Source organism: Vibrio sp. LaRot3, from assembly GCF_027587025.1.
Lineage (GTDB): Bacteria > Pseudomonadota > Gammaproteobacteria > Enterobacterales > Vibrionaceae > Vibrio.
This window is the reverse complement of sequence record NZ_JAPPTI010000001.1, coordinates 21822-45890: the sequence shown is the minus strand read 5'-3', so window position 1 is coordinate 45890 and position 24069 is coordinate 21822. Positions and strand designations below refer to the sequence as shown.

The following is a 24069-nucleotide window of genomic DNA, read 5'->3' as shown; positions in this document are numbered from 1 at the left end:
CCATAGTTTTTCTATTTTAGTTATCATAAGGTTATAAAAGTTAACCTTACATTACTGTTAACTAATTTAAGAAAGATGTCATCTCATTAACTCTTCTTCGAGCCATTTAATCGCTAAATCGAGGGATTGCTCATATCCTTGTGTAATTGTCTTGGAACTTATTTTCTTTGCTTTACCGTAATCACTAAATAATGCAACGAGCTGATTGTCGCTGAATGGTGAAACGGGATCTCCTTCCAAGCTCATCGCTAAAATAGGCACTCTCGTTTTTCTGCTCGACAGAATACCCTGTGTTTTCAAAGACCAAGCCATCATCTGCCCAGCAAGGCTATTAATATCAACCACCTCTTTACCTAAACGTGTTGCAAGCACGTCCAAGTACATCTTCGACATCTTTTTAAGCTTAGCTGGCGAGGACAACACATCGTGAATCGGCGCCCCCATCGAAACACATGCTTTGATCTTGGTTTGTTCCATAAAGGACAAGCGCACTAAGGCATTGCCGCCAAAGCGAAAGCCGATTAGGCCCACTCGATGATGATCGACCCAAGGCACATTCGGCAGTTCATTGAGTACCGCTTGGTGTAAACAAGAGGAATCTTCTGTCAGCGACCAATGGCTAGAATGCCCTATCGAAGGCATGTCGATGGTCAACATCGCAATATCTTTGTCGGCCAGATGATCTCTAAATAATCGCCACATATCACTTTGCAAGCTATCTAACCCAGCACTTACCATCACGACCGGTTTAGGTTTATCGGTGCTGGCAAGGTGTAAATGCGCGATGATTTTCTTTCCTTTGTACGGTACTTCTATCTTTTTGATCACGTACTTGGTTTTACTCGCCGCGTCTTGATACGCCTTAGACGCAAGCACTTGCGCTTGAATCGCTAAGTTGTCATTTTTTAGATGTGGGTAACCTGCGATACTGTAGCAGAGTGAAGCATTAAACAGTTCATCAGCCGCCTCTTCACCTTGTTTATCAGTCGCTCGCTTTTGATGGCGCATACCGAGCTTAGTCCATTCGTACGTCCAGTTACCACTGTGGTAACCCATCACGGTATCAAGCCATTGATCGTGGGTTCGGGAATGAGTTGAGTTAGCAATTTTGGCTAACGTCTCTTCCATCTCAATAGGATCTAACCCTTGCCAAGTCCACTGTAAGCGATGCAAGTTACGGTACCACTTCTGCCCCGATTGCTCGCGCTTCTCGTCAAGAATGGCTTTGTTGGTTGGCATATAGCGTGTCAGATCAGAGGTTTCCTTTGCCTGTTTATGCTTGGCAAACAAGGTTTCTGAAATGTTTTTGTTATCAGCTTCTGACATGACGGTCCCTAACTAAATTTCTCATGAGTATCATATACTCAAATCAACGGCCTAAGCACAATCTGCATCAATCAATACGATACCAACAAGCAGAAATGCAAAGGGAATCGCTAAAATCAAATGTATACCCATCTTACCAACAAGACGACTGAATGCTGGCTCGGCAATCACTAACCCATAAACAAAAAATGACCCTGAAGGGTCATTTTTTAAATCTGTCTCAAGCGTTATTTTTGCTTGCGATTTACTGGTTCAGCATATTGGATAGACATATCCCATGGCTGCTCAATCCATGTATCTTGAGCGATGTCTACTACGTAGTCATCTAGCAGTGCAGCACCTGATGGCTTAGCACATACCGCAATCAGTTTTGCTTTCGGGTACATTTCACGTAATTTACGCGCTGTATCACCGCTGTCTACTAAGTCTTCAACGATTAGGAAACCTTCACCATCACCTTCAGGCGCTTTTAGAACGCTCATATCGCGCTGATGATCATGGTCGTAGCTTGAGATACAGATAGTATCTACGTAACGAATACCAAGCTCACGTGCCAAGATAGCACCAGGAACTAGACCACCACGGCTTACAGCCCAAATACCTTTCCACTGTTCTGCTGGCATTTGTTTTTCAGCAAGTTGACGGCAGTAAGTCTGCATGTTGTCCCAAGTAATAATGAATTTATTGCTCATTGTAATAACCTAAATGTTTGAAAATCTGCATCCCCGTAATCGGTTGTAAAGTGAAAACCACCTCACTTCGCATATCGCAACAGGCATGAATGGGGAAAAGCGACGCAAACGTTTATTCTACCGAAAGCCAACTACAATACCAAACAGAAATCCTGCTCAAATTGAAATTAACGGGACAAAGAGCAAACGTTCAACATAAAACCAACCATGCAACTTTTCACTACGCATTTAAAAACAAAAACGCCACACAAGTATCAACTCATGTGGCGCTTCAATCATCGAGGTAATGTTTAACTCATCGAGTCGTATTAGCTCAGCATGTATTTAATAACGAAGATTGCTGACAGTACCCAAACACTGATTGATACTTCACGACCTTTACCACTTAGTGCTTTAATCGCCGCGTAAGAGATAAAACCAAGCGCGATACCTTCCGCGATAGAGTAAGTCAGTGGCATTAGCAAACACGTTACCACGACCGGTGCCGCTTCTGTTAGGTCACGCCAATCAACGCTTACTAGACCAGACATCATCAAAATAGCGACGTAGAACAACGCCCCCGCAGTCGCGTATGCTGGAATCATACCTGCCAGTGGTGAGAAGAAGATAGCCAGTAGGAACAGCACACCCACAACAACTGCAGTAAGACCAGTACGACCACCCGCAGCAACACCAGCGGTAGACTCAACGAATGACGTTGTACTTGATGTACCCAATACCGCACCAACTGACGTTGCAGTAGAGTCCGCAAGTAGTGCTTTGTCTAGACGAGGCAGTTTACCATCTTCTTTGATAAGATTTGCTTTAGTGGCAACACCAACTAGCGTGCCAGCGGTATCGAAAAGGTCAACGAACAAGAACGCAAACACGACCGAAATCATACCCACTTCGAATACGTCTGCGATGTTCATTTCCATGAAGGTTGGAGCAATGCTTGGTGGTGCAGACATCACGCCGCCCCATTGAACATCACCTAAAACAAGACCAATACCAGTGATGATTAGAATCGCTAGCATTACGCCGCCACGTACACCTCGGTAAACAAGTGCAATAGTCAAAAAGAAGCCGAGAGCAGCAAGCGCAGGTTTAAGGCTAGTAATATCGCCACGACCCACCAATGTTGCAGGGTTGTCGATAACAATACCCGCATTTTGTAGACCAATGAAAGCAAGGAAAAGACCGATACCTGCTGAGATACCCGTACGCAATGACATTGGAATTGAGTTAATGATCCATTCGCGAACTTTGAAAATACTCAAAGCCATGAAGATCAAACCTGAAATGAATACCGCACCAAGCGCAACTTGCCAGCTATGACCCATGCCAAGTACAACGCCATAAGTGAAGAAGGCGTTAAGACCCATGCCCGGAGCAAGCGCGATCGGGTAGTTAGCCACAAAACCCATAATGAAACAGCCGATTGCTGCCGCTAAACATGTCGCAACAAATACAGCGCCCTTGTCCATGCCCGCATCAGCAAGCATCGCAGGGTTAACAAAAATGATGTAAGCCATCGTCAGGAAAGTCGTAATCCCTGCGATGATTTCAGTTCTCACGGTGGTACCGTTTTCACTGAGTTTAAATAGCTTCTCGAACATGGTCGAATCCTATCCAGATTTAAAAGTAAGCGATTGCGTAAACGATTGGCTAAGGATTATAAAGTCATCAATTAGCAAATTCCAGATAGAATTATCACTCTAATCGATATTTTCAGGCTAAGGTTCAGTAAAACGACAGCAGAAACAACCAAACAAAATAAAAAAACACCGATATTTCAACAAATAAGATAATGAAAACCATCTAAAGCTAATTGATGATATTTCGAGCCATGTTGTAAACTTTCAGCGTAATTATTGAATTGATATCGTGCCTAGATATGAGTTTATGCGAGTAAAGTGGGCGAGCTTTAAGCAAAAGGAAGAAATGGCGTGACTGCTGGTTACAAAAACAGCAGATAAAAAAACGCCACTCAATTTGAGTGGCGGTTGAATCATGTCAGTTGAACAGCAACTGAAAATAAATTCCAATAATAGGGGGTGAACAAAACTGTTCGATAAACAAGTTAAAACTTAGTAGCCGAAACTTGTTGGGTATACAAAGTTACTAGTGTAAACAGAGTTGTTTAGCCAGAACGTTGCACTTGGTAAACCTTTCATACTATCACCTTTTAAATCAATGCAATTAACAGTAAACGTTGATTTCTCGGTTCCTTGGAGGCGATAAATCGGACTCATCCTTTGAGCATTTTCTCTTCACTCGTGAAGTTGGTTACAAATATACCTCACAGAAAATAAATTACAACCCTTTTGGTGATAAAAGTCACAAAAACTTTAATAATTGATTTAGATCATACTAAAACTGAAAGTTAATTACAGAATTATCAAGTTAAATGTGAATTTTCAAACAAAAAGAATGAAAACGATTGCGCATTAAAGCAGAGAAACGTTTGCTCAATTTGTGATTACAGCAGTAGAAAACCGTGCTCCAGCTACTATTCCCTAATATAAAGGAGTGGTATTCTTGCTGCCTCTACTCAAAAGACCGACCTAGTATTTCGTGCTAGATAAATAGCCTAAAAACAAAACATGATCTGGTCTTATTCTTAATAAGGAGTCATCCGTGTCTGAATTCCATTCTGAAATCAGCAAGTTATCACCTGCTCCACTTTGGCAGTTCTTTGATAAAATCTGTTCTATTCCTCACCCTTCAGCTCATGAAGAAGCGCTTGCGCAATACATTGTAAACTGGGCTCAAGAGCAAGGCTTAGATGTCCGCCGCGATCCAACTGGCAACGTATTCATTAAAAAGCCTGCAACTCCGGGTATGGAAAACAAGAAAGGTGTTGTTCTGCAAGCACACATTGATATGGTGCCGCAGAAAAACGAAGATACAGACCATGATTTCCTTACAGATCCAATCCAACCTTACGTTGACGGCGAATGGGTAACAGCAAAAGGCACAACTCTAGGCGCTGATAACGGCATGGGCATGGCTTCATGTCTAGCGGTTCTTGCTGCTGATGACATCAAACATGGTCCATTAGAAGTACTGCTTACTGTAGATGAAGAAGCAGGTATGACTGGCGCATTCGGTCTTGAAGCAGGTTGGTTAGAAGGCGATATCCTTCTTAACACTGACTCTGAGCAAGAAGGCGAAGTGTACATGGGTTGTGCTGGCGGTATCGATGGTGAAATTTCGCTATCAATTGCTCGTGAAGCGATCCCAGCTGGTTACACTACACGTCAACTTGTACTGAAAGGCCTAAAAGGTGGTCACTCTGGTTGTGACATCCACACTGGCCGTGGTAACGCAAACAAACTGCTTGCTCGCTTCTTAGCGGGTCATGCTCAAGAACTAGACTTACGTCTGATCGAGTTCCGTGGTGGTAGCCTACGTAACGCGATCCCTCGCGAAGCTTTCGTAACCGTTGCCGTTCCAACAGCAAACGAAGAGAAACTAGCAGAGCTATTTACTTTCTACACTGAGCTACTTCGTTCAGAACTAGGCCGCGTAGAAACAGATATCGTCAGCTTCAACGAAACCGTTGCTACAGCAGATCAAGTATTCACTATTGCCGATCAACAACGCTTCATCGCTATCATGAACGCTGCTCCAAACGGTGTTATCCGCATGAGCGATGACATTGAAGGAGTGGTAGAAACATCACTCAACGTTGGTGTAGTAGAAACAGAGCAAGACAAAGTATCTATTCTTTGCCTAGTTCGCTCTCTAATGGATTCTGGTCGTCAACAAGTTGAAGGAACTCTAACTTCTCTTGCTGAGCTTGCTGGTGCTCAAATTGAGTTCAGTGGCGCGTACCCAGGCTGGAAACCAGATGCTGAGTCAGAGATCATGCACGTATTCCGCGACATGTATGAGCGCGTGTACGGCCGCAAACCAAACATCATGGTTATTCACGCAGGTCTTGAGTGTGGTCTATTTAAAGAACCTTACCCGAACATGGATATGGTTTCTTTTGGCCCAACCATCAAATTCCCGCACTCTCCAGATGAGAAAGTAGAAATCAGCACAGTTGCTCTATTCTGGGAACAGATGGTTGCTCTACTAGAAAGCATCCCTGAGAAAGCGTAATTTCGATTAGTTTTTCTTATGCATAAAGCCAGCTAGCATTAGCTGGCTTTTTTAATGTCTGTAATAAATATTTTTTGTCGTTAAGAGTAAATATTTTCGTTAGTCATCAAGAGATCAGGTTGCTACATTCGCCGTCCTTGAAGCGTCTTAGGGCAAACCATCTTGCCTTCTTCAAGCCATAACACCGTGTTGTTATGTTGGTAGCGCTCCATCCTGGAGTGTCTTTATTCTCTCTTATACTAATCTGTATAAGTAGCCGTTGAATAGTTGCACTGCACTGAACAATCGTTACGTATATAACAGGGCTGCTTTAATGCCTTATTGTTCGCTAACTCAAGTGCATATTCAGCATTCTTATTACTTTTAGTATTAAAAAAACTGATTACTGCGATGAAGAAAGAAAAATTACTTGTGGGCTGGCGTGAAACGTTAAGCCTACCGAGCCTTGGTATTGAAAAAATTAATGCAAAAATCGATACCGGAGCCAGAACATCTTGCTTACACGCGTTCAAAGTAGAGAGCTTTGAAAAAGACCAAGAGAAATGGGTGCGTTTTTGGGTTCACCCAATTCAACACAACACGGAAGTTGAGATGGTTTGTGAAGCTAAAGTTATTGACGAACGCACCGTACGCGACTCAGGCGGCCATGAAGAATCCCGCTATGTGATTGAGTCTGAATTGAGCATTGGTGGCCAAACTTGGCCAATTGAAATCACGTTAACTAACCGTGACAACATGGCATTTCGCATGTTGCTAGGTCGCACAGCAATGCATCACCGCATTCAAGTTGACCCTGTTGAATCGTTTTTAATCCCTTTCGAGGAAAGCAAATAATGAAAATTGGTATTCTATCTCGTAACGCCAAACTGTACTCCACTCGCCGTCTAATTGAAGCGATTGAAGCCCGTGGCCATGAAGTCAAAGTGATCGATGCTCTGCGCTGTTACATGAATATCAACTCAGAGAAGCCAGAGATCCACTTCAAAGGTGAAGAACTGTCTGGTTTCGATGCGATCATTCCTCGTATTGGTGCATCTGTGACTTTCTACGGCACAGCGGTTCTGCGTCAGTTTGAAATGATGGGCGTTTACCCAGTTAACGAGTCAGTGGCGATTACACGTTCTCGCGACAAACTACGCTCAATGCAATTGCTATCGCGTAAAGGCATCGGTATGCCTATCACTGGCTTTGCAAGCAAACCAGATGACGTGAAAGATCTACTTGAAATGGTTGGCGGTGCGCCAGTCGTGATCAAACTGCTAGAAGGTACTCAAGGTATCGGTGTTGTCTTGGCTGAAACACGTAAAGCGGCAGAGAGTGTGGTTGAAGCATTCATGGGCCTAAAAGCCAACATCATGGTACAAGAATACATTAAAGAAGCTGGCGGTGCTGATATCCGCTGCTTCGTGATTGGTGACAAAGTGATTGCTGCGATGAAACGTCAAGGTGCTGAGGGTGAGTTCCGCTCTAACCTGCACCGCGGCGGTAGCGCATCACTGGTTAAAATCACACCAGAAGAGCGCCGCACAGCGGTTGCTGCTGCGAAAATAATGGGTCTAAATGTGGCTGGGGTGGATCTTCTACGTTCTGACCGCGGTCCATTAGTCATGGAAGTAAACTCATCTCCAGGTCTTGAAGGTATTGAGGCCGCAACTGGTAAAGACATTGCTGGAATGATTGTCGAATTTATTGAAAAGAAAGCGGCAACTAAAAGGACGAAAACTCGTGGCAAAGGCTAAAAAGAATCGCGCTTTTGAATTTCTCGGCGAGTCAATCTTGCCGGGAGAACGTAAGGTAGTCGAGCTTGAAGCTGCAAAGCTTTACACTCACTCACCATTATCGATTCCGGTCGAGATCATTAATGGCAAGTTGGAAGGCCCAACATTAATGGTCAATGCTGCAATCCATGGCGATGAACTGAATGGTGTAGAAATTGTACGCCAGCTGATCAACACCATTGATGCAAACAAACTGAGAGGTACAGTGATTGCTGTGCCTATCGTCAACGTATTTGGCTTTATTCATAAGTCACGTTACTTACCGGACAGACGCGACTTAAACCGCTGTTTCCCGGGCAGTGAAAAAGGCTCGTTAGCCTCACGCATGGCGCACACCTTTTTCTCACAAGTAGCGAAACGTTGTGACTACATCTTGGACTTGCATACAGGCGCGATTCATCGCACTAACCTACCGCAAATCCGAGCGGATTTGAGCAATGCTGAAACATTGAGAATTGCGCAAGCGTTCGCAACGCCAGTGATCGTCGATGCACCACTTCGCGATGGCTCACTACGTAGCGAAGCAGAACGTTTAGGCATTCCGGTACTGACTTATGAAGCGGGTGAAGCTCTGCGCTTTGAACCGATTTGTATCAGTGCTGGCTTCATTGGTGTGCAACGCGTAATGCAAGCCATTGGTATGCTGCGCGCAAGCCGTAAGAAGCTACCAACACCCGTGATTGCTAAATCCACCAGCTGGCTACGTGCTGAAAGTGACGGTATTTTGCGTACTGTTGTTACTTTGGGCGAAAAAGTCGCAAAAGGTCAGACACTGGCATACATCAGTGCACCATTAGGTCATAGCGAAATTGAACTCAAAGCACGCAAAGGCGGTATTGTGATTGGTCAACAGACACTGCCGTTAGTCAACGAAGGCGATGCCATCTTCCATTTAGCCTATTTTGAGGAAGATGATCAGGAAGTTGAACAAGTGGTAGAAGAGTTCATAGAAGAAGTGATTGACGCCGATCTAGAACCTTTAACCACCGGCCAAATCAACTCACCTTCATAGGTTTGCTCGGCTAGTACTTGTGTTAAAGACAGCAAAGCCCGCAAGTTTAATCGCGGGCTTTTTCATTGCAAGTTATCGTTAATTCGTTTAGCCGAATGATGCCCAAATAACGGTCGCTACCAGAATCGGACAAACAAACTTCACGTAAACCGGCCACAGCTTACCAAACCAACCTTGGGTGAAATCAGGACAGCCTTGTTCTAGCTCTTTAATCTTGGCATTGCGATTCCACACCCAGCCACCAAATAGACAGAACAATAACGCAGCTGTTGGCTGTAGGTATTGAGTCGCTACCGTGGCAACTAAGCCAAATAGCTGACCAAAGTTAAACACAATCACCGCACTGCCTAGAGCAATCACGCCGCCCAATACCCAGCTTGTAATACCGCGTTTAGTGTTAAAGCGCTCGCTTACCAAAGCAACCGGACACTCAAGCATTGAGATAGATGACGTCAGCGCTGCAATCGTTAGAAGTAAGAAGAACACAATGGCAAATAGCTGACCAAGCAAGCCTAAGCTATCAAACATCAATGGCAGAACTGTAAATACAAGAGTGTCAGAACTTAACAATGAGCCATCTTCTGCATAAATTTGTACACCCTTTTGCATCGCAACAAACATTGCAGGCATTACCACTAGGCCAGCGATAAACGCCACCGCGGTATCAACTAAGGTTACGTTCATGGCCATCTTAGGTAAGTTTTCTTTCTTACTTAGGTAAGAGCCATAAATCAGCATTGAACAGCCACCGATGGTCAAAGAGAAGAAACCTTGCCCCATCGCTGCCAAAATCAACTTACGGTCGAATACTTTTTCAAAATCTGGCACTAGGTAGTGCTTGAGCCCTTCCATCGCGCCCGATTGCGACATGATGTAGATAAACAGCAAACCAAAAAGTACGAACAATGCTGGCATTAAACGAGTCGACCACTTTTCGATCCCCTGTTTTACCCCGCCTTGCACAATCAAAATAGTCAGAACGTAAAAGGTGATGGTGCCAAATAGATTGCGCTCTACACTAAAGCCTTTAAACCAAGCCGTTGCCGCCTCTAGGCCAAACACATCGGTAATCGCTCCTAGCAAGAAACAGATTAACCAGCCACCGACGATACTGTAAAAAGCCAACACGGCACTTGGCACACTTAAGCCAATCCAGCCAACTAAGCCACCCACAATTTTACCTTTCGGGTTGCTGGTTAGTGAGCGCATGCTATCAACTGGGTTAGCTTGGCCATAACGACCAATGGCCATTTCAACCACCAGCATAGGGAAAGCAACGATTAAGATCATTACTAAGTAAACCAAAAGGAATGCGCCGCCACCGTTACTGGCCGCTTGTGTTGGGAAGCCCCAAATATTACCTAAGCCGACTGCCGCGCCTGCTGCGGCGAGAACAAAGCCTAAACGAGAGCCAAAATGCTCGCGAGGTTGTGATGTTGCTTGCTGTGTCATACTACTCACACGATACCAATGAACTAGTTGACTAGTACGTTATAAATAAACATCTGCAATTGCAAGATCAATTAGCCAATTATTCGGCAAATGTATGTTTATATCTATTTAACTGTTCGTAAAATAGACATTACACATCATAACCAATCGATTCTGGTGACATTCTCTTTGCACATAATCAGCTGATATAAAAAAAGCGCCTATTGGCGCTCTTCGTTTAACCCCTTAAGGCTAGATAGTGAAAACTTGGTAATCTTTCAACTCAGGAATTTTTTCCATTAGTTGCTGTTCTTGCTCTGCCATATCATCCAGAGATTCACAGAAATCTTGCGCCTGTTGCTCTGCCTTTTTAGCATGCTCTGCCATACGCTGTTCAATCTTAGCCTTCAACTCGTACATAGAGTCAGACAGCTCCGTAAGGTTCAGGCCGCCATCTTTTTTCATCTTTTCCGACAAAACGCCCATCGCATCACTTAGAAACTCGGTATTAAACAACTCTTTCGCTTTTTGAAAATCTTCCGACCACGAAGACGTCATTTCAGACAAGCTCTGCGCGGGTAACACTAAGTCACCATCTTTGTAGTAACGTGATTCCACATCCGCATAAAACTCTTTAAGCGCGGTTTTCACGTTATCAAATGAGCCGGGTGCATCTAGGCTTTGTGCGAGGTCATCAATGATATCATTTGCTAACGCTAAGCTATCATCAGCGACTTTTTTCGCTCTTGGTAGGTAATCATTCATCTGCTCACGATACGCTTCAATCGCGGCTTGCTGATCGTCATTCAGTTCGATTTTTTCACCATGAATAGTAAGCGAGTTATCACTATTGACGACGGCTTTATGACCGTTTTCCTGTGCAATTTCAATATTCTGCCCGTCTAGTCGAACTTGGTTCTTAATGTCGATTCGACACTGAGCCGCTTGGCTACCAACACTGACCAACAGAAGAGATAAGGCCATTACTTTTTTCATTTTGAACTCTTTAATACGCGCTGTGATTAAACGTTAATATACCATCAGTTTAGCCAATATATGTTAGCAAACTGTCACCAAATAATACTCGGTTCGCTTGCCTGCGATTTCAAGCTCTATCTCATCTTCTTGTTGCTTACCCATCATCGCTTTCCCCATAGGAGACTCAGGGGTAAGCAAAAACACATCCACGCCATTGTAATCAACACATAAACCACCACTATTCGGCGCAATAAAAAACCGCTTCAGCTGTTCATTCTCATCTTCCACTTCCACATAACATCCGATGGAAACGGGTAAACCTTGTTTATCAATAATTGGCATGGTGCGAAATTGGCTTAGCTGCTGCTCACACTCTTGTACACGCATTGCCTGACCATGGGCTAAGTAGGCGGCCTCTAAAGCTAACGTATCGTATTTGTGCTCAGGGACAGTCTCCTCATCGGTTGCTGCATCAATCGCTCGCTGCGTTGACGAGTGAGCGACTTGTAACTTGGCTTTTAATGCCTGCACGATAAGCGCAACTAACTGCGATTTATTAATGTTCATAACCAAATAGAGTAAAGATAGACAAGCACAAGATTAGCATGAAATGGCTCTCGAACTATCGAGAAAATTCCACCATACGCCACCAAATAGTTCCGGTAGAATAGTGTTGGGCGAACAAAAAGGACAAACTCTGTGATTCAGCAAACTCTGCAGAAAACATTTGGCTTTGAACAGTTAAGAAGTGGCCAACAAACTGTGATTGAAAACGTGATGGCCGGTCACTCAAGTGCTGCAATTTTCCCAACTGGTTCGGGAAAGTCGCTTTGTTACCAGCTACCTGCCACGTTGCTGCCTAATTTAACTCTGGTTATTTCACCGCTGCTTGCGTTGATGAAAGATCAACTGGAGTTTCTTGCCAGCAAAGGCATTCCAGCAGCATCCATTGATAGCAGCCAATCTCGTGAAGACGCACAACGCATCATGGCCGAAGTAAAAAATGGCCAAATCAAAGTATTGATGATTTCCGTTGAGAGACTGAAGAACGAACGCTTTCGACAGTTTATTCGCCAAGTGCCGATCTCATTATTAGTAGTGGATGAAGCGCACTGTATTTCTGAATGGGGACATAACTTCCGCCCAGATTACCTCAAGTTACCCAACTACCAACAAGAATTAAACATCCCCCAAGTGCTACTGCTGACTGCCACAGCGACACCCGCCGTGATTGAAGACATGCAAAACAAGTTCGCCATTGCGCCTCAGCATGTCACGATTACTGGTTTTTATCGTTCTAACCTCGATATTTCGGTTATTCCTTGTGAAGAGCACAACAAGCTCGCGCAACTTGAGCAACTCCTATTGCCTACACCAAACTTACCGACCATTGTCTACGTCACTCAACAACAGACTGCCGAGCTAGTCGCAAGTGCGCTACACCAACAAGGGATTAATGCACAAGCCTACCATGCCGGAATGGGCCATGATCTTCGCGAGCAAATCCAAAACCGATTTATGCAAGGCAGTGTCGATTGTGTGGTTGCAACGATAGCGTTTGGAATGGGGGTTGATAAGGCGGATATTCGCCGTGTGATTCACTTTGATTTACCTAAATCAGTAGAGAACTACGCACAAGAGATAGGCCGAGCTGGTCGCGACGGGCAATTGTCTCACTGCATTGTGTTAGGCAACCTTTCGGGCTTAACTGTGCTGGAAAATTTTGTTTATGGTGACACGCCAGAACCGAGCTCCATTCAAACTGTCATCGAACAGTTACGTAGCAATGCGCCAGAATGGCAAGTGATCACGACTCGCTTGTCTAAAGAAAGTAATATTCGTCAGCTGCCGTTAAAAACTCTTTTGGTCTATTTAGAGTTAGCCCAAGAGATTGAAGCAAAATACAGTTTCTTTGCCGACTATCGCTTTAAGTTTGTGATGTCTCAGCAGCAAATAATCGAACAATTCTCAGGGGAACGAAAACACTTTATTGAAGCCATTTTCCAATCCATGACGAAAGCAAGAGTGTGGTGCCAAATTGATTTCGAAGCATTGTGGATGGACTACCGAGCTGAACGAGGCCGCGTAGTCGCTGCATTAGACTACTTTGACCAACAAGGATGGATTGAGTTGGAATCCAAGCAATTGACGGATGTTTACCAAGTGCTCAACAGCTCTAATCCCGTTGAGGCTGTAGTGCATCAACTCGCTCAGTTATTTGAGCAAAAAGAACAAAAAGACATTCAGCGTATTCATCACATGCTGCAATTATTCCAAGCTGAAAGTTGTATCAGCCAGCAGCTTGCCCACTACTTTGCCGATCACAATGCACCTCTGCTATGTGGTCACTGCTCGGTTTGCCGCGGCCAAGCAGCCCATTTTGCGCCGCTTCAATATAATTCAATTGAAGAGAGCCAAGTGAAAGAATGGATTGAACCTCTGCGAAAACCGTCAAACGGGGTTATCTCTAACCCATTACTGACTCGATTCTTATGTGGTATCGCCACTCCAAAACTGACTCAGTTAAAAGCCAGTAAAATGGCTGGGTTCGGTGCGTTAAGTCATATCTCATTTAGCCAAGTGCTCAAACACGTCGAGCTCATCACCAACGAACCTGCGGCTTAGAAGAAACTGAGCTGCTTTGATTCGTCTTCTGGCTTAAGCATTACGTTTAACCCCAGCAGGCGGATCTCTCGGCCATTTTGGCGCTTTAAAATATCACGTAACAACTGCTTAAAGTCTTCTAGCTCGAGTTGAGGATGGATATGCTCGATGGTGGTAAGTTGAAAGTCGGCAAATTTAAGCTTAATCCCCTGCTTGATGATGGCCTTGTCTGGTCTCGCTTTAGCCAAACGGACATCAAGCTCTGGAAATAATTTCTGTTCGATCACTTGCCAGCATTCATCGTAAGTCGAAATGTTTTGCGTAAAGGTTCTTTCTACACCAACGGATTTTCGCTCTCGTTCGACTTCCACTTCGCGCTCATCAATACCATGGCTGCGTTTCCACAACGATTCACCCTGACGGCCAAACCGCAATAGCAACTCTCGATAATCGCTGTTCTTAATATCTTCACACACGTAAAAACCCGCTTGGTGCAGTTTCTCTAAACTGACCTTTCCAACGCCGGGGATTTTTTCTAATGGCAGCTTATCAATCTCTTGCTGAACCTGTTCTGGAGGGATGACATATTGCCCATTCGGCTTATTCATATCAGAGGCGACTTTGGCTAAGAATTTGATTGGCGCCACTCCAGCTGAAGCCGTTAAATTAAGCTCTTGCCATATATCACGCCGAATCGCCTCGGCAATCAAAGTCGCAGACCCGCGATGAGCGGTCGCATCTGTCACATCGAGGTAAGCTTCGTCGAGGGAGAGTGGCTCAATGATCATGGTGTAACGTTCAAAGATCGCGCGAATCTGCTTAGACACCTCCTTATAGACCTGCATACGCCCCGGAACGACCAAGAGTTGCGGACACAGTTTTAATGCTCTTGCTGTCGGCATAGCACTGCGAATTCCGAACTTACGAGCCTCATAGTTACAAGTACTCAGCACACCACGCTGCTTTTCGTGGCCACCGACAGCCAAAGGTCGCCCCCGGTATTCTGGGTTATCACGCATTTCTACTGCGGCATAAAAACAGTCCATATCAACATGAATGATTTTACGTTGGCGCTCCGACATACCTGAACTCGATTAAACACTGTCTAAAAACACAGTATAATAAATAACACTAAAGAATAGAAATCAATTTAACAGCACTCATTCTGTGGATTTCCTCATAGTGTAAATAATCAATAAGTTCTATTATGTTTACACTCAAGAAACATCAAGTTAACTCGAAAGTATTAGAATATCTAAATAAGATGTGACTTGAACTAGGAACCAATTAAGTAGTAGGGATGCGGTGTGAAGAACAAAGTCTTAGTCGTTGAAGACAGTCGTGCATTTAGAAATTATCTCGAGCAGCTCTTAAGCCAAGCAGGCTATGAAGTGTTATCTGCCGAAAATATCGCCCAAGCAAAAGTGATACTCGCCCACCAGCCTGACCTGCTCTGTGCGGTGCTTGATTATTGCCTACCCGATGGTCAAGACGGGGAAATTATAGAGCTGGTATTGAAAGCACAGCACAAAGTCATCGTGCTCACCGCTATGTTTCAAGATGATCTGCGCGAGAGTATGTTGGCGAAAGGTGTCGTCGATTACCTGCTTAAAGACAGCATGGCCTCTGTCTCTTATCTTCTTCCTCTTATTAAACGATTAACCAACAACCACAAGCATAAGTGCTTGGTTGTTGATGATTCCGCAACCGTGCGCAACCATGTGGTGCAGTTATTAGAGCATCAATATATTCAAACGGTTCAAGCTGAAAATGGCGCTGAGGCTATCGCAATATTACAGCAAGATCCCGATATTACTTTCGCGATCACCGATCATGATATGCCTGAAAAAGACGGGATTAGCATGATCCAAGAGATCCGCCAAAGTTGGGATAAGAACAGTCTTGCGGTGTTAGGGGTTTCAGGCAGCGATGATCACTCCCTTACAGCTCGCTTCTTGAAGGCTGGCGCTAATGATTTTCTCTATAAACCCTTTAACCAAGAAGAGTTCTACTGCCGTGTACATCAAGTGTTGGATATGAAAGAGGCCAATAACGAACTGTATCGCATGGCAAACCAAGATTCTCTAACTGGTTTATGGAACCGTCGATTCTTATTTAATCAGGCTTGTGGAGGCTGTGACAAGCGAAATATCGCTATGCTCGACATTGATCACTTTAAAAAGGTCAATGACACCTATGGCCATGATGGCGGTGATGCAGCATTGGTGACCTTAGCCAATATCTTAAAGATCTATTTCCCAGAGGATGTCGTGGCGCGATTTGGTGGTGAAGAGTTCTGCATTCAAGCCTGCGGCCCGTTTGCTGATTTTGCTACCCGTTTAGAGAAAATGCGTCAACGTGTGGAAAGTACCCCGATTCATTACAACGATACGCAAATCAAAATAACCATCAGTATTGGTGTCGCTAGCGCTCAAGATACCCTAGATTCGCAAATCAAACTTGCCGATGACAGGCTCTATTTAGCCAAAGAACACGGCCGAAACATGCTGATTTGTCGCTAAATAACTCTCGCTAACAAGCAACAAAAAGCCGACCATAGGTCGGCTTTTTCAATTGTCTCATTTGCTCACTTAAGCAATTCGATCTTTTTCCCAAGCGGCTAATTTTTCAGCGCGGGCGGCTTCACGTGCTTCACGCTTCTTACGTGCATCACATGGCTCTGGGCAGTTACACACTTTATCAATGCCTACTGCATCTAGGCCACCACAGCTACCTTTAACCACTTTCTTCTGAAAGATGTAACCAACAGCCATCGCTGTAATCACCGCTAGAAAGACACCGAATGTAATTAGAAAAGTATTCATAATGACATGCTCACTTATAAGTTATTTATTTAAGAATGGCTTATATGCTTCCGATGCCAGTTCTTTAAATCCGTCTGTGGTTTTTACAATCATAAGCACAGGGATATGATGTTTATTTGCTACGTCCATGCCGACTTCTTCACCCAGCACCATTAAACCAGTCGCTAGGCCATCAGCTGTCATAGACGATTTATCCAAAACAGTTACCGACACCACTTTGTGGTTAATCGGTTTGCCTGTTTCAGGATTGATAATGTGAGAGTAACGCACGCCGTCACGCTCGAAATAGTTGCGGTAGTCACCCGAAGTAGCGATCGCCATATCACCCGGTTCGATGATTTCTTGAACATTACGTTCATTGACCGTCGGCTTCTCAATCGCGATGCGCCATTTCACGCCCTCGCGGTTAAGACCTTTTAAGCGAATTTCACCACCAATCTCTACCATGTAGTTGTGAATGCCTTGAGACTCAATATAGTCGGCAACCACATCAACGCCCCAACCTTTTGCGATAGTTGAGAGATCGACATATAAGTGCGGGATATCTTTGCTGAGCTTGTTACCTTCAACACTTAGATGAGAAATACCAATGTTCGCTTTGCGCTCTGCAAGCTCTGCATCACTTGGAACGACTTCAGGACGAGCTTCAGGCCCAAAGCCCCAAAGGTTCACCAATGGTCCTACCGTTACATCTAACGCACCTTTAGTTAGACCGTTTAAACGAATCGCTTCTTTCACAACGGTGGCTGTTTGCTCTGAAACTGTGAATGGCTCACTGCCTTGATACTGGTTAAAACGGCTAAGCTCAGACTTAGGTCGGTAGGTCGACATTTGATCGTTCACTTGCTCTAGCAGACGATCAACGCCTTGTTGAATCTGCTCCGCAGTCGGCACGCCTTCCGCTTGAATATATTTAACGTTGTAGCCCGTACCCATAGTAGGACCACTTAAATGCACTTGTTCAACGGGTTTCTCGCAACCCGCTAAAACCAATAGAGAAGCTAAAGCAACAAGCCACTTTTTCACTTGTTAGACTCCTATTGTTAGAAAATAAACAGAGCAAATAACCCGCTATATCCAGGCAATTTACTCTATTGATTTACTGAGTATCACTAAGAAAAATAATGGCTGGCTACTGAGCCAGCCATTGTATATCAATGATTTATTGGGGATTAACCGCCAAAGTCATCAAGTAGGATGTTCTCATCCTCTACACCAAGATCTTTCAGCATGCCGATAACAGCTGCGTTCATCATCGGTGGACCACACATGTAGTACTCACAATCTTCAGGCGCTTCGTGATCCTTCAGGTAGTTTTCGTACAATACGTTGTGGATGAAGCCAGTGTAACCATCCCAGTTATCTTCTGGCATAGGATCTGACAGTGCACAGTGCCATACGAAGTTATCATTCTCAGCTTGTAGGCCATCGAAGTCTTCTACGTAGAACATTTCTCGCTTAGAACGCGCACCGTACCAGAAAGACATCTTACGAGTTGAGTTAAGACGCTTAAGTTGGTCGAAGATATGCGAACGCATTGGCGCCATACCCGCACCACCACCAACGAATACCATTTCATTATCTGTGTCTTTCGCGAAGAACTCACCAAATGGACCAGAAATAGTACACTTGTCGCCTTCTTTAAGAGACCAGATGAACGAAGACATGATACCTGGCGGTACGTCTGGATTATTAGGCGGCGGCGTAGCGATACGCACGTTCAGCATAATAATACCTTCTTCTTCTGGGTAGTTAGCCATTGAGTAAGCGCGGATAGTTTCTTCGTTTACTACAGACTCATAACGGAACAGGTTAAATTTGTCCCAATCTTCGCGGTACTCTTCTGGTACATCGAAGTCAGCGTATTTCACGTGGTGAGCAGGCGCTTCAATCTGGATGTAACCACCAGCACGGAAAGGTACTGATTCGCCATCTGGAATTTGTAGCTTAAGCTCTTTGATGAATGTTGCTTTGTTATCGTTAGAGATAACTGAACATTCCCACTTCTTAACGCCGAAGATCTCTTCAGGAAGTTCGATGTCCATGTCAGTTTTCATTGCTACCTGACACGCTAGACGTTCACCTTCACGAGCTTCACCTTTAGTAATATGGTCAAGCTCAGTTGGTAGAATATCGCCACCGCCTGATTTAACTTTTACGCGACACTGACCACATGAGCCACCGCCACCACAAGCAGAAGATACGAACACGCCAGCACCAGCTAGAGCACCCAGAAGCTTACTGCCCGGTTGTGTAACGATCGCCAACTCAGGGTTATCGTTCACAGAAATTGTAATGTCACCTGTTGGTACCAGCTTAGATTTAGCGAAAAGAATCACTAAAACTAGAGCTAGGATGATCAGAGTAAACATCACTACACCAAGAATAATGTCCATTGACTATTCCTTATAAATTGTGCGGTTTACCCGACTTACAGTTGAACACCAGAGAAAGACATAAAGCCTAACGCCATAAGACCTACAGTGATGAACGTGATACCTAGGCCACGTAGACCAGGAGGTACATCAGAGTACTTCATCTTCTCACGGATACCTGCAAGAGCAACGATAGCCAGCATCCAGCCCACACCTGAGCCGAAGCCGTACACTACAGACTCAGCAAAGTTGTAGTCACGCTGTACCATGAAGGATACGCCACCGAAGATTGCACAGTTTACTGTGATCAGCGGTAGGAAGATGCCCAGTGCGTTGTACAGAGGTGGGAAGAAACGGTCTAAGATCATTTCTAGAATCTGTACTAGAGCTGCGATTACACCGATAAAGGTAATGAAGTTTAGGAAGCTTAGATCCACGCCTTCAAGTAACGCATTCTCTTTAAGAACTAGGTTGTATAGTAGGTTGTTCACTGGTACTGCAACAGTCAGTACGAAAACAACAGCTACGCCAAGACCGAAAGAAGTCTTAACTTTCTTAGATACCGCAAGGAAAGTACACATACCTAAGAAGAACGATAGTGCTAAGTTCTCGATGAAAATCGATTTAACTAGCAAGCTAATGTAATGTTCCATGTCGTCCTTACTCCTTCGCTTCTACTTGCTCTGGTTTCAGAATACGGATTGCCCAAATAAGGAAACCGATTAGGAAGAATGCAGATGGTGCAAGAAGCATCATACCGTTAGGCTGATACCAACCACCATTGCTCACTAGAGGTAGAACTTCCATACCGAACAATTTGCCTGAGCCAAACAGTTCACGGAAGAAACCAACAGTGATAAGAACGAAACCGTAACCTAGACCGTTACCAATACCATCGATAAGTGATGGAAGTGGCTCAGACTTCATAGCGAAGGCTTCCGCACGCCCCATTACGATACAGTTAGTAATGATTAGACCAACGAATACAGATAGCTGCTTAGAGATATCGTATAGGTAAGCTTTCAATACTTGGTCAACCACGATTACAAGTGATGCAATGATCGCCATTTGAACGATGATACGTACACTGTTAGGAATGTGGTTACGAATTAGAGAAACTGAAAAGTTAGACAGTGCAGTTACGAAAATAACCGCTAGTGTCATTACGAATGCAGTTTCAAGCTTGGTGGTTACCGCAAGAGCAGAACACACACCAAGAACTTGTAGCGCGATTGGGTTGTTATCCAATACTGGCGCTAGAAGACTCTTTTTAACATCTTTTGCACTAGACATTAGTTAAGACCTCCGTCACGTACTTTTGTTAGGAATGGACCAAAGCCCATGTCACCTAACCAGAAGTCAAATGTACCTTGAACACCGTTCGCAGTCAGTGTCGCACCTGATAGGCCATCAACACCGTGGATAGAACCTTCTGGAGCACCGCCTTTTACAATCTTAATTGCAGGCTTGTGTTGCTCATCAAATAGCTTCTTACCAACAAACTGAGCGCGCCAAGTTGGGTTTTCAACTTCACCACCAAGTCCAGGAGTTTCACCCTGTTCGTAGTAAGTGATACCAGCAACAGTGTTACCGTCAGTTTCAACCGCAACGAATGCGTACATCATTGACCAAAGGCCGTTACCGTGAACAGGTAGAATAACTTTAGACACTGCATCGCCATCTTTCACTAGGTAAACAATACCTGTTTTTGCACGACGTAGAATCTTAGCTTTATCTTCTTCTGCGCTTAATTTAGTTGATAGCGAAGGATCTTTTGCCGCTTTACGCTGATCATAAGATGCAGCGTCGCCTTCAATAAAATCACCCGTTTTGAAGTCAACTAGACGAGGTTCAATATTTTCCTTGAACTCTTTCTTTACATCTTTGCCCGCAAGCTCGATACCTGCAACTTCAAGGATCTTAGTTTGCTTGTCTAGAACCGCATTGTCTTGCTGCTTTTCACGCAAACCAACTGCTGCTGTTGATACAATGATTGAACATACAAGGCTCAACCCGACAACAACACCCAGCGTCTTTTTAATGCTGTCGTTATTACTTGCCATAGCGTGCTAGTCTCCGCTTGATGTTCTTCTCGATCACAACATGGTCGAACAGAGGTGCGAATAGGTTCGCGAATAGAATCGCCAGCATCATACCTTCTGGGTACGCTGGGTTAACTACACGGATTAGTACACACATCACGCCGATTAGCGCGCCGTACCACCATTTACCTTTGTTAGTAAATGAAGCTGATACAGGGTCTGTCGCCATAAAGAACATACCGAATGCAAAACCACCTAGAACTAGGTGCCAGTGCCATGGCATGTCGAACATTGGGTTAGTGTCAGAACCGATAACGTTGAACAGCGTTGCTGTTGCAATCATACCGATCATTACACCCGCAATGATGCGCCATGAAGCGATTCGCATGTAAACGATCATCGCTGCACCGATCATAAGCGCTAGCGTTGATACTTCACCGATAGAACCAGGGATGTTACCGATGAATGCGTCTAGCCAAGAGATGGTTTGATTAGTCACTGCGTTATGAAGACCTGCTGCGCCACCTTGTGCCCATTGGCTCAGTGCTGTTGCACCAGAGAAGCCATCAGCCGCAGTCCATACTACGTCACCCGAGATTTGAGCAGGGTAAGCGAAGAATAGGAAAGCACGGCCAGCTAGAGCTGGGTTAAGGAAGTTACGACCAGTACCACCAAAGATTTCTTTAGCTACAACAACACCAAAGGTAATACCTAGTGCCGCTTGCCATAGAGGAAGTGTTGGTGGAACGATCAGTGCAAACAGGATCGAAGTAACAAAGAAGCCTTCGTTAACTTCGTGCTTACGCACCATACAAAACAGAACTTCCCAGAAACCACCGACAAGGAATACTGTCGCGTAGATAGGTAGGAAGTAAGTCGCACCTAGCAACATCTTGCTACCGATACCTGCATCGGCCGCTAAAGAGCCACCCAGCATTTCGGTTAACCAGTAGTGCCAGTTACCTGCGATAATGTCAGTTAGCGCATCACCTTGGTAAAGGTAATTTAGCGCTGCGATAGCTTGGCCACCTGCGTTGTACATACCCCAAAACATTGCTGGGAATACCGCAAACCAAACCATGATCATGATACGTTTTAAATCAACGCTATCACGAACGTGCGAGCTTTTCTTAGTCACTAGACCCGGCGTGTAGAAAACTGTCGCTACAGCTTCGTACAGGGCAAACCACTTCTCGTGTTTGCCACCCGGCTCAAAGTGATGCTCGATATCTTCAAGAAACTTTTTTAAGCCCATGAGAATTACCCTTCTTTCTCAATCGTATCTAGGCATTCACGAAGTAACATACCGTACTCGTATTTACCCGGACATACATAGGTACACAATGCTAGATCTTCTTCATCTAGTTCTAGCGCACCCAGTGCTGCTGCACTGTCGGTATCGCCTGCACATAGATCGCGAAGTAGCAGTGTAGGTTCCATGTCTAATGGCAACACACGTTCGTAGCTACCGATTGGAACCATTGAGCGTTCACTACCATTGGTCGTGGTTGTCATGTTGAACAACTGACCTTTGAATAAGTGACCAAGGAAAGAGCGAGTCACAGAGAACTTGTTTTTACCAGGCATTGCCCAGCCAAACAGTTCCTTCTCATAGCCTTCGCGTAATACAGACACTTGCTGATGGTAGCGACCTAGGTAAGCGTGAGGACCTGTAGCATGAGTACCAGTTAGTACTGAGCCAGAAATCACACGAACGTCACCAGGCATTAGTTCACTATCCGTTAGCTCGTCAAGGTTTGCACCAATGATAGTACGAACTAGACGTGGGTCATTCACAACAGGACCTGCTAGTGAAATAACGCGATCAACGCAAAGTTCACCAGTAAGGAACAACTGACCGAAAGCGATAACGTCTTGATAGTTGATGCTCCAAGCCACATTGTTTGCATTTACAGGGTATAGGAAATGCATGTGGGTACCCGCAAGACCTGCTGGGTGTGGGCCATCGAAAACGTGCTCTTCTACATTAGATTGAGCGGAACGAGGTAGACTTGAGCCAGATTTACAAACGTAAACCTTACCTTCCGTGAGGGCTGAAAGAATGTCTAGACCAGCGACAAATGCTTCTTCTTGCTCGTTGATGATCAACTCAGGCTGAGCTGCTAGTGGATTAGTATCCATTGCAGTCACAAAAATAGCCTGTGTAGAAGATGCAATAGCTGGAACCTTGCTGAACGGACGAGTACGTAAAGCAGTCCAAAGACCAGATTCAACCAGTTGAGATTTGATCGTTTCACGATCTAGACCCACTAATTTATCTGCTTCAAACTTATCGAACGTTACCTGCTCTTCACCTGCCACTTCAATCACAACAGATTGAAGGACACGTTTAGCGCCACGGTTAACTTCGATCACTTTACCGCTAACTGGCGAAGTAAACTTCACGCCTGGGTTCTTTTTATCTTCAAAAAGAACTTGCGCTTTTTTCACTTCGTCACCTACGCGGACATGCATGGTAGGACGCATGCCAACGTACTCTTCGCCAAGCAAGGCGACTTTTTTGATGGTCTTACCATCATTAATCACCTGGGTAGGAGCTCCTGCGATAGGAAGATCCAGACCCTTCTTTATTGTAATCATACGCACTTGCACTACTTTATCGGGAAAAAGATTCTTTGATTGCGTAACTTTAAGACACGACATTAGTGTCCGGTTTTGGTGCAAATTTAACCACCAAAATCGCAACATCCTATTAAAACTCTCGTCACAAAAAATAAGCGAGATTTATCAGGTGCAATAGTTTAGCATCTTTTTAGAATGTGATGCCATGACCAATCAGAGGTATAGAGCGAATATTTGCGAGGAATTGAGTTTAAAAGGCTAAGGAATAGTCATAACTTTGAGCCATCGCACACCCATAGCGGTCAATAAAACCCTTGCACCAATATTAACA

21 protein-coding genes are annotated in these 24069 nt (G+C 44.6%); 6 read left to right on the top strand and 15 right to left on the bottom strand.

The features are described 5' to 3' along the window. Positions 1-78: 78 nt before the first annotated feature. From frsA to OH461_RS00225, 3 genes are all read right to left on the bottom strand, one after another. Complete coding sequence (gene frsA / locus OH461_RS00235; protein ID WP_270018676.1) at positions 79-1326, bottom strand: esterase FrsA; 1248 nt, start codon at positions 1324-1326, stop codon at positions 79-81. Positions 1327-1553: 227 nt separating this feature from the next. Continuing rightward, the gene (gene tet(34), locus OH461_RS00230; protein WP_270018675.1) at positions 1554-2018 is read right to left on the bottom strand and encodes an oxytetracycline resistance phosphoribosyltransferase domain-containing protein Tet(34); all 465 of its coding nucleotides are present in this window, start codon (positions 2016-2018) and stop codon (positions 1554-1556) included. Between the two features lie 308 nt (positions 2019-2326). Further along, positions 2327-3616, bottom strand: a complete 1290-nt coding sequence (locus OH461_RS00225; protein ID WP_270018674.1) for an NCS2 family permease — start codon at positions 3614-3616, stop codon at positions 2327-2329. Positions 3617-4637: 1021 nt separating this feature from the next. Here OH461_RS00225 and OH461_RS00220 point away from each other — a divergent pair. From OH461_RS00220 to OH461_RS00205, 4 genes are all read left to right on the top strand, one after another. Next, positions 4638-6110 carry an aminoacyl-histidine dipeptidase gene (locus tag OH461_RS00220; RefSeq protein WP_270018673.1) on the top strand — a complete coding sequence of 491 codons (1473 nt, stop codon included), beginning with the start codon at positions 4638-4640 and terminating at the stop codon, positions 6108-6110. Positions 6111-6500: 390 nt separating this feature from the next. Beyond that, complete coding sequence (locus OH461_RS00215) at positions 6501-6944, top strand: ATP-dependent zinc protease family protein (protein WP_270018672.1); 444 nt, start codon at positions 6501-6503, stop codon at positions 6942-6944. Continuing rightward, positions 6944-7849: a 30S ribosomal protein S6--L-glutamate ligase gene (gene rimK / locus OH461_RS00210; RefSeq protein ID WP_270018671.1), complete on the top strand. Its 906-nt coding sequence runs from the start codon at positions 6944-6946 to the stop codon at positions 7847-7849. The genes OH461_RS00215 and rimK overlap by 1 nt, the downstream gene beginning before the upstream one ends. Beyond that, positions 7836-8900 (top strand): succinylglutamate desuccinylase/aspartoacylase family protein, encoded by a 1065-nt coding sequence (locus tag OH461_RS00205; RefSeq protein WP_270018670.1) that lies wholly within the window; start codon positions 7836-7838, stop codon positions 8898-8900. Before rimK ends, OH461_RS00205 begins: the two co-directional genes overlap by 14 nt. 87 nt (positions 8901-8987) lie before the next feature. Here OH461_RS00205 and OH461_RS00200 read toward each other — a convergent pair whose 3' ends face one another. From OH461_RS00200 to OH461_RS00190, 3 genes are all read right to left on the bottom strand, one after another. After that, positions 8988-10352 (bottom strand): sodium-dependent transporter, encoded by a 1365-nt coding sequence (locus OH461_RS00200; protein ID WP_270018669.1) that lies wholly within the window; start codon positions 10350-10352, stop codon positions 8988-8990. A gap of 231 nt (positions 10353-10583) precedes the next feature. Beyond that, a complete protein-coding gene (locus tag OH461_RS00195) occupies positions 10584-11327 on the bottom strand; it encodes a YggN family protein (RefSeq protein WP_270018668.1) in 744 nt (247 codons plus the stop codon). A 63-nt stretch (positions 11328-11390) separates the two neighbouring features. Continuing rightward, positions 11391-11870 carry a GreA/GreB family elongation factor gene (locus OH461_RS00190; protein WP_270019824.1) on the bottom strand — a complete coding sequence of 160 codons (480 nt, stop codon included), beginning with the start codon at positions 11868-11870 and terminating at the stop codon, positions 11391-11393. 138 nt (positions 11871-12008) lie between these two features. Here OH461_RS00190 and OH461_RS00185 point away from each other — a divergent pair, with 138 nt between their 5' ends. After that, the gene (locus OH461_RS00185) at positions 12009-13934 is read left to right on the top strand and encodes a RecQ family ATP-dependent DNA helicase (protein WP_270018667.1); all 1926 of its coding nucleotides are present in this window, start codon (positions 12009-12011) and stop codon (positions 13932-13934) included. On the opposite strand, the gene dinB is transcribed toward OH461_RS00185, so the two are convergent. Continuing rightward, entirely contained in the window at positions 13931-14995 is a 1065-nt protein-coding gene (gene dinB / locus OH461_RS00180; RefSeq protein WP_270018666.1) for a DNA polymerase IV, read from the bottom strand. The genes OH461_RS00185 and dinB overlap by 4 nt on opposite strands. Positions 14996-15220: 225 nt before the next feature. Between dinB and OH461_RS00175 the strand changes: the two genes are divergently transcribed. Then, positions 15221-16435, top strand: coding sequence for a diguanylate cyclase (locus OH461_RS00175; protein WP_270018665.1), 1215 nt, complete (start codon positions 15221-15223; stop codon positions 16433-16435). A 69-nt stretch (positions 16436-16504) separates the two neighbouring features. Here OH461_RS00175 and nqrM read toward each other — a convergent pair whose 3' ends face one another. From nqrM to OH461_RS00135, 8 genes are all read right to left on the bottom strand, one after another. Next, positions 16505-16738 carry a (Na+)-NQR maturation NqrM gene (gene nqrM / locus OH461_RS00170; RefSeq protein ID WP_260261195.1) on the bottom strand — a complete coding sequence of 78 codons (234 nt, stop codon included), beginning with the start codon at positions 16736-16738 and terminating at the stop codon, positions 16505-16507. Between the two features lie 21 nt (positions 16739-16759). Then, the gene (locus OH461_RS00165) at positions 16760-17764 is read right to left on the bottom strand and encodes an FAD:protein FMN transferase (protein ID WP_270018664.1); all 1005 of its coding nucleotides are present in this window, start codon (positions 17762-17764) and stop codon (positions 16760-16762) included. A gap of 146 nt (positions 17765-17910) precedes the next feature. Then, positions 17911-19134 (bottom strand): NADH:ubiquinone reductase (Na(+)-transporting) subunit F, encoded by a 1224-nt coding sequence (gene nqrF, locus OH461_RS00160; protein ID WP_270018663.1) that lies wholly within the window; start codon positions 19132-19134, stop codon positions 17911-17913. 35 nt (positions 19135-19169) lie between these two features. Continuing rightward, positions 19170-19766, bottom strand: coding sequence for an NADH:ubiquinone reductase (Na(+)-transporting) subunit E (gene nqrE / locus OH461_RS00155; protein ID WP_004744903.1), 597 nt, complete (start codon positions 19764-19766; stop codon positions 19170-19172). A 7-nt stretch (positions 19767-19773) separates the two neighbouring features. Further along, positions 19774-20406 carry an NADH:ubiquinone reductase (Na(+)-transporting) subunit D gene (locus tag OH461_RS00150; protein ID WP_270018662.1) on the bottom strand — a complete coding sequence of 211 codons (633 nt, stop codon included), beginning with the start codon at positions 20404-20406 and terminating at the stop codon, positions 19774-19776. Continuing rightward, entirely contained in the window at positions 20406-21176 is a 771-nt protein-coding gene (locus OH461_RS00145) for a Na(+)-translocating NADH-quinone reductase subunit C (RefSeq protein ID WP_270018661.1), read from the bottom strand. The genes OH461_RS00150 and OH461_RS00145 overlap by 1 nt, the downstream gene beginning before the upstream one ends. Then, complete coding sequence (locus OH461_RS00140) at positions 21166-22410, bottom strand: NADH:ubiquinone reductase (Na(+)-transporting) subunit B (RefSeq protein WP_270018660.1); 1245 nt, start codon at positions 22408-22410, stop codon at positions 21166-21168. Before OH461_RS00140 ends, OH461_RS00145 begins: the two co-directional genes overlap by 11 nt. Before the next feature lie 5 nt (positions 22411-22415). Continuing rightward, positions 22416-23756 carry a Na(+)-translocating NADH-quinone reductase subunit A gene (locus tag OH461_RS00135; RefSeq protein WP_270018659.1) on the bottom strand — a complete coding sequence of 447 codons (1341 nt, stop codon included), beginning with the start codon at positions 23754-23756 and terminating at the stop codon, positions 22416-22418. Between the last annotated feature and the right edge of the window lie 313 nt (positions 23757-24069).